At 70.5% G+C, this 17,879-nt stretch carries 15 protein-coding genes and 3 pseudogenes; 11 read left to right on the forward strand and 7 right to left on the reverse strand.

Annotated elements, in window-relative coordinates:
* Positions 1-308: 308 nt before the first annotated feature.
* Complete coding sequence (locus ACFZCP_RS07295; protein WP_391424907.1) at positions 309-1,115, forward strand: hypothetical protein; 807 nt, start codon at positions 309-311, stop codon at positions 1,113-1,115.
* A 153-nt stretch (positions 1,116-1,268) separates the two neighbouring features.
* Here the strand turns inward: ACFZCP_RS07295 and ACFZCP_RS07300 are convergent, their stop codons facing one another.
* Positions 1,269-2,201 carry a hypothetical protein gene (locus tag ACFZCP_RS07300; RefSeq protein ID WP_391424909.1) on the reverse strand — a complete coding sequence of 311 codons (933 nt, stop codon included), beginning with the start codon at positions 2,199-2,201 and terminating at the stop codon, positions 1,269-1,271.
* Between the two features lie 420 nt (positions 2,202-2,621).
* On the opposite strand from ACFZCP_RS07300, the gene ACFZCP_RS07305 reads away from it, so the two are divergent.
* Entirely contained in the window at positions 2,622-2,747 is a 126-nt protein-coding gene (locus ACFZCP_RS07305; protein WP_362684009.1) for a hypothetical protein, read from the forward strand.
* A gap of 110 nt (positions 2,748-2,857) precedes the next feature.
* Here the strand turns inward: ACFZCP_RS07305 and ACFZCP_RS07310 are convergent, their stop codons facing one another.
* Positions 2,858-2,980, reverse strand: coding sequence for a hypothetical protein (locus ACFZCP_RS07310; protein ID WP_362684006.1), 123 nt, complete (start codon positions 2,978-2,980; stop codon positions 2,858-2,860).
* 486 nt (positions 2,981-3,466) lie between these two features.
* Here ACFZCP_RS07310 and ACFZCP_RS07315 point away from each other — a divergent pair, with 486 nt between their 5' ends.
* The 5 genes and pseudogenes from ACFZCP_RS07315 (at position 3,467) to ACFZCP_RS07335 (ending at position 9,259) form a co-directional block, all read left to right on the forward strand.
* Positions 3,467-4,912 carry a gluconokinase, GntK/IdnK-type gene (locus tag ACFZCP_RS07315; RefSeq protein ID WP_391424911.1) on the forward strand — a complete coding sequence of 482 codons (1,446 nt, stop codon included), beginning with the start codon at positions 3,467-3,469 and terminating at the stop codon, positions 4,910-4,912.
* A 206-nt stretch (positions 4,913-5,118) separates the two neighbouring features.
* Entirely contained in the window at positions 5,119-6,360 is a 1,242-nt protein-coding gene (manD, locus tag ACFZCP_RS07320; protein ID WP_391424914.1) for a D-mannonate dehydratase ManD, read from the forward strand.
* Between the two features lie 349 nt (positions 6,361-6,709).
* A pseudogene (locus ACFZCP_RS07325) lies at positions 6,710-7,875 on the forward strand (4-hydroxybenzoate 3-monooxygenase).
* Between the two features lie 192 nt (positions 7,876-8,067).
* Positions 8,068-8,823 carry a hypothetical protein gene (locus ACFZCP_RS07330; RefSeq protein ID WP_391424915.1) on the forward strand — a complete coding sequence of 252 codons (756 nt, stop codon included), beginning with the start codon at positions 8,068-8,070 and terminating at the stop codon, positions 8,821-8,823.
* Positions 8,774-9,259 (forward strand): methyltransferase, encoded by a 486-nt coding sequence (locus tag ACFZCP_RS07335; protein ID WP_391425489.1) that lies wholly within the window; start codon positions 8,774-8,776, stop codon positions 9,257-9,259. The genes ACFZCP_RS07330 and ACFZCP_RS07335 overlap by 50 nt, the downstream gene beginning before the upstream one ends.
* Before the next feature lie 44 nt (positions 9,260-9,303).
* Here the strand turns inward: ACFZCP_RS07335 and ACFZCP_RS07340 are convergent, their stop codons facing one another.
* Together ACFZCP_RS07340 and ACFZCP_RS07345 are read right to left on the reverse strand one after the other, a co-directional pair.
* A complete protein-coding gene (locus tag ACFZCP_RS07340) occupies positions 9,304-9,804 on the reverse strand; it encodes a universal stress protein (RefSeq protein WP_362683991.1) in 501 nt (166 codons plus the stop codon).
* A complete protein-coding gene (locus tag ACFZCP_RS07345) occupies positions 9,801-11,066 on the reverse strand; it encodes an SLC13 family permease (RefSeq protein WP_391425491.1) in 1,266 nt (421 codons plus the stop codon). The genes ACFZCP_RS07340 and ACFZCP_RS07345 overlap by 4 nt, the downstream gene beginning before the upstream one ends.
* Positions 11,067-11,486: 420 nt before the next feature.
* On the opposite strand from ACFZCP_RS07345, the gene ACFZCP_RS07350 reads away from it, so the two are divergent.
* Together ACFZCP_RS07350 and ACFZCP_RS07355 are read left to right on the forward strand one after the other, a co-directional pair.
* Positions 11,487-12,059 (forward strand): PadR family transcriptional regulator, encoded by a 573-nt coding sequence (locus tag ACFZCP_RS07350; RefSeq protein WP_362683988.1) that lies wholly within the window; start codon positions 11,487-11,489, stop codon positions 12,057-12,059.
* A 211-nt stretch (positions 12,060-12,270) separates the two neighbouring features.
* The gene (locus ACFZCP_RS07355) at positions 12,271-13,995 is read left to right on the forward strand and encodes an acyl-CoA dehydrogenase family protein (protein WP_391424917.1); all 1,725 of its coding nucleotides are present in this window, start codon (positions 12,271-12,273) and stop codon (positions 13,993-13,995) included.
* Positions 13,996-14,493: 498 nt separating this feature from the next.
* On the opposite strand, the pseudogene ACFZCP_RS07360 reads toward ACFZCP_RS07355, so the two are convergent.
* Positions 14,494-14,916 (reverse strand): annotated as a pseudogene (locus ACFZCP_RS07360) (MFS transporter); the annotation flags it as partial.
* Between ACFZCP_RS07360 and ACFZCP_RS07365 the strand changes: the two are divergent.
* The gene (locus ACFZCP_RS07365; RefSeq protein ID WP_391424919.1) at positions 14,870-15,211 is read left to right on the forward strand and encodes a hypothetical protein; all 342 of its coding nucleotides are present in this window, start codon (positions 14,870-14,872) and stop codon (positions 15,209-15,211) included. The pseudogene ACFZCP_RS07360 and the gene ACFZCP_RS07365 overlap by 47 nt on opposite strands.
* Positions 15,212-15,379: 168 nt before the next feature.
* Here the strand turns inward: ACFZCP_RS07365 and ACFZCP_RS07370 are convergent, their stop codons facing one another.
* The gene (locus ACFZCP_RS07370; protein WP_391424921.1) at positions 15,380-15,703 is read right to left on the reverse strand and encodes a hypothetical protein; all 324 of its coding nucleotides are present in this window, start codon (positions 15,701-15,703) and stop codon (positions 15,380-15,382) included.
* Positions 15,704-15,917: 214 nt separating this feature from the next.
* Here ACFZCP_RS07370 and ACFZCP_RS07375 point away from each other — a divergent pair, with 214 nt between their 5' ends.
* Positions 15,918-16,925: a substrate-binding domain-containing protein gene (locus ACFZCP_RS07375; RefSeq protein WP_391424922.1), complete on the forward strand. Its 1,008-nt coding sequence runs from the start codon at positions 15,918-15,920 to the stop codon at positions 16,923-16,925.
* Positions 16,926-16,992: 67 nt separating this feature from the next.
* On the opposite strand, the pseudogene ACFZCP_RS07380 reads toward ACFZCP_RS07375, so the two are convergent.
* Positions 16,993-17,409, reverse strand: a pseudogene (locus ACFZCP_RS07380) (transposase family protein); the annotation flags it as partial.
* Positions 17,410-17,879 lie beyond the last annotated feature (470 nt).

Genomic DNA, 17,879 nt, shown 5'->3' on the forward strand with positions numbered 1-17,879 from the left:
GACAGCTGTCCAGTGCTGTCCACTTCATCCCAGGTACGGCCGGTCTCCCGGCCGGAGGGGACGCCCAACCGGCCGGAGGGGACGCCCAACCGATCCCCGGGGACGCCCACCTGGCGGCTAAGCACCGCTTCCGCTTCCGCTCCTGCTTCTGTGCCCGCCTCCGGGTATGTCCGCCTCAGACAACATGCCGACGGTGGGTCACGGGCCGGCCCCTGGTCCGCCCCACCGTGCGGGCCCGCGGAGATACCGGGCCCCGGCCCGGCCACCCGCTGTGTTCCCGCCGGCCGCCATGGTGGAGGGTGGACGCCATGCTTGCCAATCATCAGGAGCTCGACGTGGTCGTCACGGCGGTGGCTTCGGTCGGAGTCGTCGTCCATGCAGACGGGCAGGACGGGTTCATCGACGACGGGTTCATCGACCAGGTCAAACACCCCTCATGGAGGTCGGACACCCCCCGCGCCGAAGTAGGTGACCGGCTGCGTGTCGTGGTCCTTGACGCCTCCAGGACTCCACCCCGGCTCAGCGCCCTGCCCTGCGACATACGGACGGCCAGGAGCCTGTGCCACACCGAACCGCTCGTCCGGCTCTGCCCGCCGCCCGGCGAGGGACGAACAGTGAAGTGGTCCGTCGTGGAGGAGGCGTTGGGTATCGCCCTCCCGGGCGACTACAAGCGGCTCGTCGAGAAGTACGGGGGCGGTCTCTTCGCAGGGGCTCTGTGGCTCCTGGAACCGGACTGCCCGGATGCCATGTACGACCTGGTCGCCCAGACGACGCAACGTGCGGAGATCCTCGCCGGGCTCTGGGACGCGGGTGAGGAGAAGCCGTCGGAACTCGATCAGGGCGGCGTCAGGTTGGTGCCGTGGGGATATGCGGAAGGAGGCGGGCACTTCCTGTACTGGCTCGTCCGACCCGATGTCGAGCCTGAGGAATGGACCGTCATCCTCAACGAAGGCCGGGGCCCCCTCTGGGAGGCCCATCCGGTTTCCTGCAGCCAGTTCCTCCTCGATGTGATGACCGGTACGACATCGTCGTTCTATTTCACCGATCTCGAAGACGACCCGGCGTCGGACGACAAGCCTCGCTTCGAGCCCAACTCGCAGATCCTCGGGCAGTGAGCCAGGCGTTGTATCACCATGGCTGGACACCTCGGGAGCGTGGCAAGCAGCTCACGTTGCCATGCCTGGACGTGGATCCCGACGCGGCGAGTCTCAGCGTGGTCGCCTGGCCACCCGGCCAGAGGCCTCTCCTGCGGTGACCTGCCGACACCGTCAGGCCCTGCCGACCTCGCGGACGAGCGCAGAGAGCATGACCGCGCTGGTCACTACGGCGGCGGCGTACAGAGCGGCCGCGAGGGCAAGGTTGTCCGGCAACGACACACCAGCAGGATGTGCCAGCGCCACATACAACGTGACCGGCAGCTTCCAGCCGCTCCACGTGAAGAGCGAGCCCGTTCCCAGCCAGCCGAGCGTCAAAGGGATCCAGCGCGCCAAGCGGGCGGGCCGCCCCCGGCTCACCACCCATGTGGCAACGGAGGCGATGAGCGCCCAGAGTCCCCATATTCCCGTCAACAGGCGCTCGCCTGCGTGTTGGTCCGCCGGATGCTCGACACCCGCCGTACCACCGAACGCCCAATACAGCCACACCGCACCGATCATCGCCCCGGCGCCGACAGCCCACATCACACGGCGCGTGCTTCCCTCGTGGCGCTCGGACACCCGGCCCGTAAACGCGTCCGGCCAGCGCCGTCGCAGATACGCCGGCAGCGCGAGCGCCAGGCCCAGTCCCATCCCCACGAAGCTGATCTGAATCAGCGCGGCTTCCCAGCCGGGCATGGCCGCACCGTCGCCGTCTTGGTGCCCTCGCCCGCTGCTCGACAGTCCCAGCAGCGAGTCGAGCAGGGCGTAGGGGAGTATGGGGACGAGGAAACCCGTGCCCACCCAGGCGACGAACGCCACCAGCGGCCCCGGTATCCGCATGCCCCAGGGCCGCACCAGGGCGAGGGCCATGACGATCCCGATGGCTGCCATACAGATGGTCACGACATTGAGCACCACCCAGCCGGCCAGGCCGAACCCCTCACCGATCGGCAACAGCCCGGCCACCGCGCCCACGACCCAGGACACCTTGATCAGCGTGTAGGGCGTCATGGCCAGCGCCGCCCCGTATGCCGCCAGCCGCCCCACTCGGTCGAACCGGTCCACAGAGGGTCCCCTCTCTCGCAGTTGGGAGTTCCACCCTCACCCGCAACCGCAGCCGGACACATCGCGCGCAGGGCGTACCCGCCTCCGCCGTCCGGCGGAACGCACCTGGCACCGCGGACCGAGAACGGATCGAGCAGGTTGCATGTCCGGCCGCAGGAGGGGAGGGAGGGGGGACGGAGAGGGGAAGTGCCTCAACACCAGCGGCTCGGGCTGGAGCGCTTCGGGACAGTCCAACGGCGCTGGATCCCAGCCGTAGCTCACCGGGAACGTCACGGGGGACCAGGGGGCACTGGACGCCTGGGCCGTGAAGCGGACCGGCGGGTTGATCGAGCGCTGGCTGGTCGCGCTGACCGACGAGACCGAACTGGTGCCGGTGAGCGGGCTGGCGATGTGCACGAAGTGGCTGCAGCCGTTCCACGAGTGGCCGTTGGAGGCGGCGTACGAACCCTCGGATTCCTCGCCCTGCACCGCCATTCGCGGCTGGTGCTCGCGGCGGGCTGGGGCACGGACCCCCTGCCGTACACCGAGTACGTCGACGAGTCGTAGAGCGCGCACCACAGGTCGTCCCCATGGGCCGGACGGCAGTAGCGGATGAGACTGGCGAGGATGCCGAGGGCAGGATGCAGCCGGCTTTGCCTACCGACTCCGCCAGTGCTTCAGAGCAGCAGCGGAAGGCTCACCAGGGCCGCACCGCTCGCTCCGAGGGCCGCCAGGAGCGAGCCCGGCCAGTTGCGGGTCTGGGCGTACGTCAGCAGGCCGGCCAGCAGGCCTGCCACCACCGCGGCTAAGAGGATGAGCGCCCAGCGTAGCGACAGCCGCTCCGGTGTAGGTGGCGTTGAAGGCGAAGGCGAAGGCGAAGGCGAAGGCGAAGGCGAAGGCGAAGGTGGAGGCGTCGGTGAAGGTGGCGTAGGTGGTGGCGTGGGCGAGGTCGGTTCGGGCATACGGATCTCCTGAGGCTGCGTCACAACGTGGACGAGGCGGCCCTGCATCAACTGCCGCGCGTCGATACCGGCCATGTGACGGCACATATCCACTCGCCCTGGCCCGGTTCCCGCACTACCGAAGCACTTCGAATGAGTGACCACCGTACTCATCTGATGGGAGTCAGGAAAGGCTTCTGATGCCTCATCGACCGGCTTCGGATTCGCAGGGAAGTGGTTGTGGCGAGCCGTACGCTCCGGCGTGCGCCCCAAGGGGGTTCCGCACTCCTTTTGGCGGCGCTCGGATGGCTGACCAGTGAGCCGCTGTGACTTAGCATCTCCACCATGACTGGTCCCGAAGTCGACCTGCCAGAAGGTTCCGAGGACGCGTTAAGGGGTTCCACCGCGAGGGTGGTGGAGCGACTGGGCTGCCAGATCGTGGAAGGCGGCAAGCCCCGCGACCACCACCTCACCGTGGACGCCGTCACGCACGAGTTCGAGGTCACTCGGCCCATGGCCCGCGAGGCCCTGCAGACGTTGCACCAGAAGGGCCTGGTGAATCTGCAGCCGCGGATCGGGGCCACCGTCCAGGCGCTGGAACGGTGGGACTTGCTGGACCCCGACGTGATCGCGTGGCGTCTGGAAGTGGCCCCCGACAGCCAGATGCGGTCGCTGACCGAGCTGCGAGAGGTGATCGAGCCCCGCGCGGCAAGGCTGGCCGCCCTGAGCCGGTCCGCGGAGATCTGCCACGACCTCACCAGCCACGCCCGCACCCTGCTCGCGCTGAGCGAGGACCCGGACTTCGCACAGCCACGGGAGGGCGCGGAGATCCGGCAACGCTTCAGGGATGTCGACGCGGCGTTCCACCGCACTCTCCTCGCCGGCTCGCGCAACGAACTGTTCGTGCGCCTCTCCTATCCGGTTGTCATGGCGCTGAACCACCGCATCGACAGGAACTGGGCCGGCGCTCTCCAGGAGGCGGTGATCACGCCGGCGCCGGTCGTCGCAGGCACCGACACCGTCCAGAGCTATCCCGCTCGCCCGGAGCCGATCGCCATGTGGCTGCACATGGGGCTGGCCTACGCCATCGACCAGGGCCTGGCCACGGCCGCAGAGGCCTTCGCGGAGGCTCTCCTCGCCGAGATCCGCAGCGGACGACTGCACGACCCCGGTGTACGCGACCGACTGCGGGCGGGCCTGGACCACTTCAACACCAACGGTCTGCCCCCCGCTCACCGAGCCGGGTTCCAGGACGCCATGGCCGGCCTGTTCCATGCCCGGCGCGCACCCGTTGTCGTCATGGGTGTGAGCGGGTGCGGCAAGAGCACCGTGGGCAGCTACCTGGCGGAGTCGCTCAGAGTGCCGTTCGAGGAGGGGGACAGCTTCCATCCCCGGCGCAACGTCCGGTCGATGGAGAGCCGCACCCCTCTCGACGACCGCAGCCGCAGTCCGTGGCTGGCCGCCCTTGCGGGCCGTATGCGGGCGGCGGGCGCGGAGGAGGGGCTGGTGATCACCTGCTCCGCACTCAGGCGCATCTACCGTGAGTTGCTGCGCGTGGCCCGGCCAGATGCGTTCTTCGTGCACCTGACGGTCGACCGGGACGAGGCGACTTCGCGTGTGGAGAGCAGGAAGTCCCACTTCATGCCCGCCACCCTCGTGGCTTCGCAGTTCGAGGACCTGGAGCCACTGGAGGACGACGAAGCCGGGATGACCGTCGACGCCACCCTGCCGGTCGAACGCATCGTCGCCGAGGTCCAGACCGAGCTGGCCCGGCGCGCCCGGGGCCGCTGACCCCAGGCCGCTGACCCCGAAGCGGGCGAACGGAGCAAACCGATCGAGTCGGCTGAACCGACCGATCCGACTCGGCCGGGCGGGCGAAGGGGCCGAACCAACCGCGCCGACCGAGCGGGCCGAACCGAGTGAACGGACTCAACCAACCGAGCCGAACCGAACGAACCATCCGACCGAACGAACGTCGGAAAGAGGGGGGATCCACCATGCAGATCGTGTCCGCCGAGGTGATCGTCACCAGCCCGGGACGGAACTTCGTCACCCTGTGCATCACCACCGAGGACGGCGTCGTCGGCCTCGGCGATGCCACCCTCAACGGCCGTGAGCTGGCCGTACATTCCTATCTGGACAGTCATGTCGTGCCCCTGCTCATCGGAATCGACGCCTCTTGCATCGAGGACACCTGGCAGTACCTCTACCGAGGGGCGTACTGGCGACGCGGCCCCGTGACCATGGCGGCCGTCGCGGCCGTGGACACGGCGCTGTGGGACATCAAGGCCAAGTACGCAGGGATGCCCCTCTACCAGCTCCTCGGCGGTGCCTCCCGCACCGGTGCGCTCGCCTACGGTCATGCCTCCGGCCGCGATGTCCCCGAGCTGCTCGACTCCATACGCGCGCACCAGGAGCAGGGCTACCGCGCCATCCGCATCCAGACCGGGATCCCCGGCTTCGACTCGGTGTACGGAGTCGCCACGTCGAGCGCCGGCGGCGGAGACCGCTACGACTACGAGCCCGCACGCCGCACCATCGGCGACCGGTCCCGGCCCACCGTGGAGACCTGGGACACCCGCGCCTACCTTCGGCACCTGCCCGGCGTCTTCGAGGCCGTCCGCGCGGAGTTCGGCCCGGAACTGCCGTTGCTGCACGACGGACACCACCGGATGACACCGATCCAGGCCGCCCGGCTGGGCAAGGCACTGGAGCCGTACGACCTGTTCTGGCTGGAGGACGCCACGCCGGCGGAGGACCAGGCGGCCCTGCGCCTGATCCGGCAGCACACGACGACACCGCTGGCGATCGGCGAGGTCTTCAACTCCGTGCACGACTACACCACGTTGCTCAGCGAGAGGCTGATCGACTACGTGCGCTCCGCGGTGACCCACACCGGCGGCGTCACCGCGATGAAGAAGCTGCTCGACCTCGCGGCCGTCTACGGCGTCCGGTCCGGAATGCACGGGCCCACCGACATCTCCCCGGTGGGCATGGCCGCCGCCCTCCATCTGGACCTGGCCGTGCACAACTTCGGCATCCAGGAGTACATGCGGCACTCCCAGCGGACCCTGGAGGTGTTCCGGACCTCCTACCGCTTCGAGAACGGACTTCTGCATCCGTCCGACACACCGGGTCTGGGGGTCGTCCTGGACGTCGAGGCGGCACGCCGCTTCCCTTATCAGCAGGCGTACTTGCCGGTCAGCAGGCTGAGCGACGGGACCATGCACGACTGGTGAGGGCGGGAACGAGGCCGCGGGGGCGGATCTTTGCGGGCCGGCGGTGACGTCCCCTGCTCACGGTGCTGGGCTGTGATCCCGGAGTTGCCGGGTTCGAGGAGGCCGCCGCCGACGAGCGGTTCGGTTCCGTGCCGAGGGGGCTCCCGGGCAACCGGTCCGGCAGGGGCCGGCCGATCACCATGCGGGGGAGCGCCGTGCACGTGCCGGGGCTTCCCCGCCTCTCACCAGTACATTCGCACGTACTGATCTCCTTCGAGTGATCTTGGCCTGTCTGTGTGTTTATGTGTGGTTAAGATCCGCTCCTGTGACGGAAGGTCAGACAATTCGAGCAGCCGAAAACACGGCTGATGTGGTCATCCTCGGCGCCGGACCGGCCGGGCTGGTGCTCGGCAATCTCCTCCACAGGGGCGGGATCGACTGCGTCGTTCTGGAGCGCGCCGGCCGCGCGCACGTGCAGACCCGGGCGCGTGCCGGCTTCCTCGCCGCGAACACCGTGCGGATCCTCGACCGGCACGGCTTGAGCGAGGGCCTGCACCGGCGCGGCCTGGAGCACAGCACCTGCGAATTCCGCACGGAGGACGGCCGGTTCCGCCTCGACTACAGCAAGCTCGGGCGGGGCGAGCGGCACACCGTCTATCCGCAGCAGGATCTGGTCGCGGATCTGCTGACGCATTTCCTGGACGCCGGCGGCCGGATCCGCTTCGAGACCGAAGCCCTGGACGTGCTGGGAGCGCAGTGCGCCCGGCCCGCGGTCACGGTGCGCGACGCGGACGGACGCCCCGGCCAGTGGCGAGCCAGGTACGTCGCCGGCTGTGACGGACGGCTCGGCGCGGCTCGGCGCTCACTGCCGCCCGGCGCGGTCCGTCACCGCCGACGCGACCACGGCGTGTCCTGGCTCGGGCTGCTCGCCGAGGCGCCACCGAGCCTGGACGCGGTGGGTTACGCGATGCACGGCCGGGGTTTCGCCGGGCACATGGCCCGCACCGCCGAGGTCACGCGCTACTACCTGCAGTGGGAGCGCGACAGTCCTGCCGACACGTGGTCCGAGGACCGGATCTGGGACGAGCTGGAGCTGCGTATGCGTGCCGAGGACCACGGTCCGCTGCACCGGGGCCCGATCCTTCAGCGCAGCGTCGTCGACCTGCAGTCAGATGTGCTGGAACCGCTGCGCCACGGATCGCTCTTCCTCGCGGGCGACGCCGCGAGCCTGATCAGCCCGTCCGCCGCCAGGGCGCGAACCTCGCGGTGCTGGAGGCGGAGATCCTCGCCCAGGCCCTGATCGACGACCTCGCCCACGGCGATCCGGAGGGCCTCGCCCGCTACTCGGCCCGGTGCCTGCCGCACATCTGGCGTGCCCAGGACTTCTCGCAGTGGATGATCCGGCTGCTGCACGGCCCGTCCGGCACGGACGGTGAATCGTTGTTCCAGAACTCCGTACGGCGTGCCCGCATCGAGGCCCTGCGCACCTCGCGCAGTCAACAGGACTGGTTCGCAGAGAACTACGTCGGCGTATGAGCACCGTTCCACCCAGCACCGAAATGAGGATGCCTTCGCGATGATGACGACGATGCCGGGCGACGCAGCCCGCCTGCCACGGAGCGGCTCGCCTCGCGGCACGGACGGGACGCGAAGGAGCTGGAGGTAAGGATTCTGCGTCCGGGAGTGAGGGGTCCGGACGGAGCACGCCGCACGATCGAGGTGTTCGCCTTGACCGTGCCGCCCGGCTCTGAGCTGGCCGGGATCGCGGAGCACGAGCGTGCCCGGCAGCACGAGGCGCACCTCGCCTTCGAGGTCGAGCGTGCGGAGCCGCTGATGCTGCGCGGCCTGTGCGCGGTCCTCACGCGGCGCGGCGCGGTTCCCGGCGGCGGGGGCTACAACGCGCACGAGAACGGCACCGTGTTCTACTTCGCCGCGCCCGCCGACTCGAAGGCCGGCTACCGACGGGTGGAACTCTATGCGCAGGGTGATCACCGGGACGCGCTCGCCGCCCATCTGGAGGAGCACAGCGCACGACAGCCCGCCGAAGCGCTCCTGCGCCTGCTGACCGGGGCGTGGACGACACAGGCACTGGCGGCGTTCGCGCAGCTACGGGTGCCGGACGCCATGGACACGGACACCCGGATCGGCGTCGAGGCCCTGGCACGGACGGTCGGCGCCGTCCCGGAGAACCTGGCCAGGCTCCTGCGCTACCTGGCGATGCTGGACGTGGTGACACAGGACCGGGACGGCTTCCGGCTCACTCCGCTCGGCGCACTGCTGCGCGCGGACGCGCCGGGTTCGATGCGGCCGCTGGCCCTGATGTACGGCGGCCCGTTCTACCAGTCCTTCGCCGGCCTCGGACACACGGTGCGCACCGGGCAGGTCGCCTTCGAGCACCTCTTCGGCGAGAACCACTTCGACCACTTCGCCCGCGATCCCGAACTGGCGGAGCTGTTCGTGCCTCGACGCCCTCGGCTGCGGTGAACGGTGCGCCTACCGGGCGGGCGACTTCGCGGACGTACCGCCGGGCGGGGACGTCTACGTCCTCTCCCGCGTCCTGCACGACTGGGACGACGAGCGCTGCCGCGAGATCCTGCGCCACTGCTCCCGGGCGATGCCCGACCACGCCGACCTCCTCATCGTCGAGCGCGTGCTGCCCGTCGACGGCTCACCCTCGCTGGCCACCTCGTGGGACCTGCACATGATGTGCAACGTCGGCGGCCGCGAACGCCGCGCAAACCACTATGCCCGGCTCCTCGGCGATGCCGGACTCACCCCCGTGGACCACTCGGCACTGCCCCTGGGCGCCGGCGTGATGCACGCCCGCAAGGCCCCGGTGGCGGAGTACGCGGGGGCGTCCCACCGCGTCTCCACCGCAGCGGGTGCGGAGTGGTCCTCGATGTGGGACACGACGGTCTGAGCCCGCGGCCCGCCGTGGTCGATCGTCGCTGGTCGCCGGACGGGCTACCGGTGGTGCGGTGGGTGGGGAGGCGGTGCCGGGATGGTGGCCGTGCCGGGTGCCGCCTCCGGCCAGACCAGGAGTACCGGGCAGGGCGCGTGGTCGACGACGAAGCGGCCGGCGGGGCCGAGGCTGCGGGGCCCGAGGTGGGTGCGGTCACCGTCCCGGGCGAGGATGAGCAGGTCGGCGCCCTCGGCGGCGGTGACGACCTCCCGTTCGATGCGGCCGAGGCGCTCGGTGCGGGTGCAGGGGCGTCCCAGCCGTTCGGCCGCGGCGGCCAGGAGATGTTCGCCGGCCGCTGCGGCGAGGTGCTCCACGGCGGTTCCGGGGTCGCGGTCGGGGCGGGCGCGGCCCAGGAGTCCGGCGTAGGCACCGTGGGCGGCGCCGGGCACTTCCGTGCCGGTGACGTGCAGCAGCACGATGTCGGCGTCGGCGGGGGCGTGGGTGCGGGCGGCGTCGACGCAGCCGGGCCAGGTGCCTTCGACGATCCAGGCGATGACGGTCACGGTGTTCGGCCTCCGATCACATGGAGTGAGATCCACAGTGCCACCACCGCGGGCAGCAGGGCGGCGGGTACGGCGAGAGCCCCGAGCCGGGTGAACTCGCCCAGTTCCACGTCACCGTCGTGGGCGCGCACGATGCGCCGCCACAGCAGGGTGGCCAGTGAACCGGCGTAGGTGAGGTTCGGGCCGATGTTCACTCCCAGCAGCACCGCGAGGACGGCTCCCGGCCCCGAGGGGGCCGTCAGCGGCAGCAGTACCAGGACGGCGGGCAGGTTGTTGATGACGTTGGCGAGCACGGCGGCCAGCGCCGCGAGGCCCAGCAGGGCCGCGAAGCCGGTCCCGCCCGGTACCACGTGGCCGAGCGCGTCGCCGAGGCCGTTGTCGACGACCGCACGGACCACGATGCCCAGAGCCAGGACGAACGCGCAGAAGGGCACCGTCGCGGCGCGCACGACGGCCGTGGGGGTGGTGCGGCGCCGGGCCAGGGCGCGGGCGGCGAGCACGGCCGCGCCCGCGGCGGCCGCCCACGCCGGGTTGACTCCGGCCGCAGAGGTCACCACGAAGCCGACCAGTGTGCAGGCCACCGTGACCAGCGCGAACACCGGCACCTCACGCGGCTCGGCGGTGGGGGGCGCCTGGGCTCCGGCGTCCAGCTCCGTGACGAAGAACCGCCGGAGGACCACGTACTCGGCACCGATGGCGGCCAGCCAGGGCAGGGCCGTCAGAGCGGCGAATCGGGTGAAGCTCAACCCGCTGGCGGCGAAGGCGAGCAGATTGGTGAGGTTGGACACCGGCAGCAGCAGCGAAGCAGTGTTGGACAGGTGGGTGCAGGCGTACACGTGGGGCTTGGGCCGGGCACCGATCCGGGCCGCGGTGGCAAAGACCACCGGGGTCAGCAGCACCACCGTCGCGTCCAGACTGAGCACCGCGGTGATCAGGGACGCGGCCACGAACACCTGCACCAGCAACCGGCGCGGGCGTCCCGCCGCGCTGCGGGCCATCCAGGCACCACAGGCATGGAACAAGCCCTCGTCGTCACACAGCTGAGCCAGGACCAGTACGGCTGCGAGGAAGCCGATCACCGGCCCCAGCAGCGCGGCCTCGGCAGCCGCGTCGGCCCGGGAGATCGCCCCGGTGGCGATGACCACCCCGGCGGCCGGGACGGCGACGACGGCCTCCGGCCAGCCCCACGGCCGGATCACCGCGCAGGCAAGCACGGCCAGGAGCAGGGCAGCGGAGAGCGCGGCTGCGAGGGACGCGTTCAGGGGCGGAGCCTTTCGCGGGCGGAGCCCTTCAGGAGGGGGACCTGTCGGGGGTGGGGTTCTTCAGGACCGGAGCCTGTCGGGGGTGGGGGAGCCCTTCAGGACCGGAGGCCTTCAGGGGTGGCATCCCGACGCCGGAGACGACCACCCCGAGACTGCTCGTCCGCGGCGTCGAGCACGCCGTGCCCCCATCTCCTGCCCTTCCCCGGATGCGCTCAGCCCTTCTTCTGCTAGATGCGCCCTGGTCGGAGGACACGGCCGGACCAACACCCGGCCTCTCGCAGTGTCAGCAGTGCCTCGGCCCGGCACGTCGCGACCGGGTGTCCGTCGGCTGTCGTCCAGGGGCCGTCGGCAGGGTGAGCCGCGTCGCACCGGAGCGGGCGAGGGTTGCTATGCAACGAGTTGCATAGAAGGATCGACGGCATGGCGCTCGAACACGCGATCCTGGTGTCGCTCTTGGAGAAGCCGGGATCCGGCTATGAGCTTGCCCGGCGCTTCGAGCGGTCCATCGGCTACTTCTGGACCGCGACGCACCAGCAGATCTATCGCGTGCTCAAGCGCATGGAGAACGACGGCTGGGTCGACGTCCGGGACGTCCCGCAGCAGGGCCGGCCGGACAAGAAGGAGTACTCCGTGGCCGACCTCGGCCGGGCCGCGCTGTCCTCCTGGCTGCACGACCCGATCGAGCCGGAGACCGTCCGCCACGATCTGGCCGTGAAGATCCGGGGCGCCGCCTTCGACGACCCGGCCGCCCTGATCCGCGAGGTGGAGCGGCACCGGCAGGCTCACCGGGACCGGCTGGCGCACTATCTCGCGGGAGAGGTGCGGGACTTCACGGGGCCCGAGCCGGTCGCGTCCGGCCCGCAGGCACCGCTCGACCCGGAACGAGAGCTCCAGCACGTCGTGCTGCGGGGCGGCATCGCGTACGAGCGGATGATGATCGACTGGCTGGACGACGTGCTCGCCACGCTCGCCCGGTTCGGTCCGGTCCGCTGACCGCCGCCGCGCCCACCGCCGGTCCTCGCGACCGGCCGCCCGGCGCCGATCCTCCCGACCGACCGCACCCCGGCGCCGATCCTCCCGACGGACCGCACCCCGCCGCCGGTCCCCCGGCCGGCCGCACCCCCGCCGGTCCTGACGAACCGGCCCGCCCAGCCCTCACACCTCACGAATCCCGCCCGCCCACCAGCCGAAAGGCGTCCTGACCATGGCTGACCAGCTGCTGTTCAACCCGCGCACGTACGACCCCGCGCACTTCGACCCTGAGACCCGCCGCTTGCTGCGTGCCACCGTCGACTGGTTCGAGGAGCGCGGGAAGCGGCAGCTGATCGAGGACTACCGGACCCGCGCGTGGCTCGGTGACTTCCTCGCCTTCGCCGCGAAGGAGAACCTGTTCGCCACCTTCCTGACACCGTCGTCCGCGGCGGGGGAGGGGGAACCCGACAAGCGGTGGGACACCGCCCGGATCGCCGCGCTCAACGAGATCCTCGGCTTCTACGGCCTGGACTACTGGTACGCCTGGCAGGTCACGATCCTCGGTCTCGGCCCCGTCTGGCAGAGCGACAACGCCGCGGCCCGCACCCGCGCCGCGGAACTCCTCACCGAGGGCGAGGTGTTCGCGTTCGGCCTGTCCGAGAAGGCCCACGGCGCCGACATCTACTCCACCGACATGCTGCTGGAGCCCGACGGCGACGGCGGCTTCCGCGCCACCGGCTCCAAGTACTACATCGGCAACGGCAACGCCGCCGGACTCGTCTCCGTCTTCGGCCGCCGAACCGACGTCGAGGGCCCCGACGGCTATGTGTTCTTCGCCGCGGACAGCCGCCACCCGGCCTACCACCTGGTCAAGAACGTCGTCGACTCGTCGAAGTTCGTCAGCGAGTTCCGCCTGGAGGACTATCCCGTAGCGGCCGAGGACGTCCTGCACACCGGGCGCGCCGCCTTCGACGCCGCCCTCAACACCGTCAACGTCGGTAAGTTCAACTTGTGCACCGCCTCGATCGGCATCTGCGAGCACGCGATGTACGAGGCCGTCACCCACGCCCACAACCGCATCCTCTACGGCCGCCCCGTCACCGCCTTCCCGCATGTGCGGCGCGAGCTGACCGACGCCTACGTCAGGCTCGTCGGCATGAAGCTGTTCAGCGACCGCGCCGTCGACTACTTCCGCTCCGCCGGCCCGGACGACCGCCGCTACCTGCTCTTCAACCCGATGACGAAGATGAAGGTGACCACGGAGGGCGAGAAGGTCATCGACCTGATGTGGGACGTGATCGCCGCCAAGGGCTTCGAGAAGGACAACTACTTCGCCCAGGCGGCCGTGGAGATCCGCGGCCTGCCGAAGCTGGAGGGTACGGTCCACGTCAACCTGGCCCTGATCCTGAAGTTCATGCGCAACCACCTCCTCGACCCGGCCGAGTACCCCGCCGTGCCGACCCGCCTCGACGCGGCCGACGACGACTTCCTCTTCCGGCAGGGTCCGGCCCGCGGCCTCGGCTCGGTCCGCTTCCACGACTGGCGACCCGCCTTCGAAGGGTACGCACACCTGCCCAACGTGACCCGCTTCCGCGAACAGGCCGACGCGCTCTGCGCGTTCGTCACCACGGCCGCCCCCGACGCGGAGCAGAGCCGCGACCTCGACCTCCTCCTCGCGGTCGGACAGCTCTTCGCCCTCGTCGTGCACGGGCAGCTCGTCCTGGAGCAGGCGGCCCTGACCGGACTCGACGAGGACGTGCTCGACGAACTCTTCGCCGTCCTCGTACGGGACTTCTCCGCGCACGCCGTGGAACTGCACGGCAAGGACTCGGCGACCGAACAGCAGCAGGAGTGGGCGCTGGGTTCGGTGCGGCGGCCGGTCGTCGACGAGGCGCGCACGGACCGGGTCTGGCAGCGGGTCGAGGCACTGTCCGGCGCGTACGAGATGGGCCAGTAGCCGCACCGCCGGGTGGTCGACCACCCCGCAGCCGCACCGTCCAGCGGTCGACTGCCCGGCATGTTCTGCTGATCGTCCAGCGGCCTTTGAGGACGCACGGGTCGCTGGACCGAACACGCCCAAGGGGGCGCCGGTGATGCCGCGGTTGCGCTGGTACCGGGCGGCTCCGCGGAAGGTCGCCTCGTCGAAGACTCCGGAAACCGAGACGGTCCGATACCGACGACGAGGCCGGCGGCGCCGTCGTTTCCTTTGCGAAGATTGCTTTCCCGTACCGTCCAGGACAGACGCTCGTCGCCCTGTGCGGTGACCATGGAATCGATCCGGTCGACATGGTGACGGAATGACACGATCACGGGCATGGATTGAAAGTCCGTGCAGGGCGCGGGCCTTGGCGCGGTCATTGCCGGCACATCGAGGCGGTGGTCGGCCGTCGTGATGGGACAGGGCGGACAGGAAGGCGGCCAGCTGCTCGCGCCGTGACACAGGGGGCGAGGGCTCCCGGCGCGGTACGTCTCGGCAGAACCCGGCGAGCAGCAGTGCTGCACCGGCCGCCACCCCTGCGAGCACCAGGTATCCGACCCGCAGCCGGTCGGCCGTCTGCGAGGCGATCATCACGCCGACGGTGCCGCCGATCGGCAGCCCCAGTCCGACGAGGGCGGAGGCCGTGCCGCGGCGGACCGGCGGAATCCGGTCCGGTACGACGGCGGTGACGGCGGCCTGGTAGACGTTCATCGTCGCCTGCACCAGACACCATCCGATGCCGACGAGGAGGGCGGTGCGGACGCTGCCGAGGAACACCAGCCCGGCGAGCGAGGCGAGCGCACCGCCGAGGATCCACGGGTTCCTGCGGCCGGTGCGGTCCGACAGGGCACCGGTGATCGGGTTGAACGCGGTGGCGAACACCGTGCTCACACCGCCCACGATGCCCAGGACGGTGACTTTTTCCGGCCGGGTCGATCTGGGCGATCTGCGGCGGCAGCAGAACGGAGCCGACGCCCGTGTACACGGCGAGCATGGAGGAGTTGGCGAGCAGCAGGAGCAGCATCAGGCCGCGTTGACGTGGCTCGTGCGCCGCTTCCGTCAGCTTCGGGTGGATGCGTTCATCAGTGGTCACTGGTACCACCGGGCAGTGCGGGCGCGTGGTCCGCGCAGCGGGGACGAGGCAGGACATGGCTACTCCTCGGGCGGGGAGCTGAGAGCTGAACTGAGGTGGTGAGGCTGCGAACGCTGGATGACATGTGCGTGTGGCGGCAGCGACGGAACCAAGGGGTTACACGTGTTGCAGCACTCGGTGCCGACTTGTGCAGGCCCGTGGCGCGTTTTGAGTAGGTGGTCGGCGTGATCTGGTTGCAGTCGTTCCGGTCGTGTGGAGCGGGCCACCTAGTTACTCGTGATGCATCGACGCGCAGCTTTGCCGCAGGTCGATGCGGCCGAGGGCCGCGGTCATCGCGCGGCGGTGGCGCAGGTGCTCCTCCCCGTCGAGCCGGGAGGCGGTGGGCCGGGGGCCGAGCGGCGGCAGCAGGGGCGAGTCCTCGGGCGGCAGTCCGTGGACCACGGCGTTCCACCGGCGCGGGTCGCTGGAGTAGCGCTCCGGGTGCCAGACGACTTCGAGCACCTCCCGGTGGCCGAGCACCAGCCAGGCCCCGACGCCCGGGGAGATCTCCACCGCGACGACCGGTCCCGTGCGCCGGCGCAGACCGGCGTACACGGCGTCGAGGTCCTGTTCCAGCCCCCGGCCGTGCAGTGGGGCCGGGCCCGCGGGGCACGGGCACGAGGACGGGGAACCGGCGTGGCTCCAGGGTTCATCGGACTCCTTCGGTGGTGGCTCGTACGGTTCTGAGCTGCCTTGCGGCGCTGACCGGTAACGCGTGTAACCTGGAGGGAGCTGATCAGGTGACCAGTGGGACGGGGTAAGAATCTTCATGGGCAAGGAGCCGGCCGCACCGGCGGCCGTCACGAGCGCGGACGTGGCGCGTCTGGCGGGGGTGTCGCGGGCGACCGTGTCCTTCGTCCTCAACAACACGCAGGCGCACCGGGTCAGCGCCACCACCCGTGCCCGCGTGCTGGCGGCGGCGCAGCAGCTCGGCTACGTACCGCACGCCGCCGCCCGGTCGCTGCGGGCGGGCCGGAGCAACCTCGTGCTCATGCCGGCGTCCGTCTCGGCGGTCGGCCGCCTGGTCAGCACCTGGATCGACGACCTGCAGAGCGCACTGGAACACCACGGGTACGTCACCGTGCTGCACGCCGGGCGCTTCTCCGACGCGGTGAGCGCCGCCCGGGCCTGGGCCGAACTGCGCCCGGCGGCGGTGCTGGCCCTCGACGGCGACAGCCTGACCGACCAGGCCGCCGACGTCCTGAGCAGAGCCGGCGTGCGGGGCGTCATGGCGTTCGCCTCCCACGAGGTGAAGGGCGTCCACACCATCGACTTCGACCACGCGCGCGTCGGCGCACTCGCCGCCGAGCACCTCGTCGCGCGCGGGCGGCGCACCATCGGCGTGCTCATGCCGCAGGAGCGTGGACTGGCGACCTTCGCCCGGCCACGCCTGGCCGGAGCCCAGGGCGTCGCCGCTCGCAGCACGGCGACCGTCACCGCGGTCGAGATGTCCTACACCCACGAGTCCGCAGCCGAACTGGCAGGGAATTGGGGCGAGTTGGGCCTGGACGGAGTGTTCGCCTACAACGACGAGTACGCGGCGCTGCTGCTGCACGCGCTGCGCACCGAGGGTTTCGCCGTCCCGGAGGACGTGGCCGTGGTCGGAGCCGACGACCTCGTGGTGTCGGCCCTGCAGCAGCCCCCGCTGACGACCGTCCGGCTGGACCTGCCCACGCCGTCCCAGGTCGCCGACGCGCTGCACGAGCTCGTCGACCGAGGCACGCCGCCCGACGTTCCGGGCCTGGAGCCGGTTCTCGTCCACCGTCAGTCCTCGTGACTTCGAGGTTCGTCAGAACGAGCAGGGCGCGCAGGAGGTCGGTGGCACGAGCGGGATCGGTGCGGAGCTTGGTGAGAGTCCGCCAGTTCTTGAGGTGGGCAAAGCCGTGCTCCACTGGTGCGCGCCGGGTGGCGAGGACCCGGTTGGCAGTCTTCTGGCCGGGTGTGAGCTTGTGGGCGCGGGTGGCTGTGAAGCCGGTGACGATCACGGGATCGCGTACGTCGTTGTCCAGGCCGCGAAAGCCGAGGTCCGCGAGGGCGCCGAGACCTGCGGCGCGCAGGTGGGCCAGGACTCGGTCGTGGCGTGCTGCGGTGATGTCGTGGGTACGGCCGGGCCGGGCGGATATCCAGATCAGCCGGCCTCTCTCGTCGGTCAGGGCGAGGAAGTGCAGGCCGTGATGGTGGTGTTTGCCGGAGAAGTTCCGCCGGTCGGCCCTTCCGGTGCGACGCTGGATGGGAATGAGGGTTCCGTCGATCAGGACCACCTCCCCGCCCCGCTTGGCGACCTTCTTCAGAGCGCGATCCAGGCGCCGGGGCCCGCGCGGCGAGCAGAGCGATCAGGTCGTCGCGCCAACGGCGGACGGTGGACTCGGAGACGTTGTTGCCGCCGGCCATGTCCGCCAGGCGCTGATCGTGACGAAGCACGGCCAGGACGATCACCGCGATCCGTCCGGGCGGCAGGATCCGCCACCTGGACCGTATCGCCTTCAGGTGGCGTCGCAGCAGATCGGCGAGGTGGTTGACGGTGTGCGTGGACAGCGGCAGACGGCACCGGTAGACAGGCGGGGCGGTGTCCTCGGCGTGCCCTTTGGTTGTCGTCACACAGTTCCAACGGCCGTCGGGGGCGCCCCGGTTACGTCCGCGCCGCTCCGCTCCGGGCAGCGGTAATGCTTGGTCTGTTTTCTGACAGGTCGTTGCGCCTCGGTACCGGGTTGATGAGTCAGCAAGGGCTCGC

Origin of the sequence: Streptomyces sp. NPDC007971, from assembly GCF_042958635.1 — a bacterium.
Classification (GTDB): Bacteria; Actinomycetota; Actinomycetes; order Streptomycetales; family Streptomycetaceae; genus Streptomyces.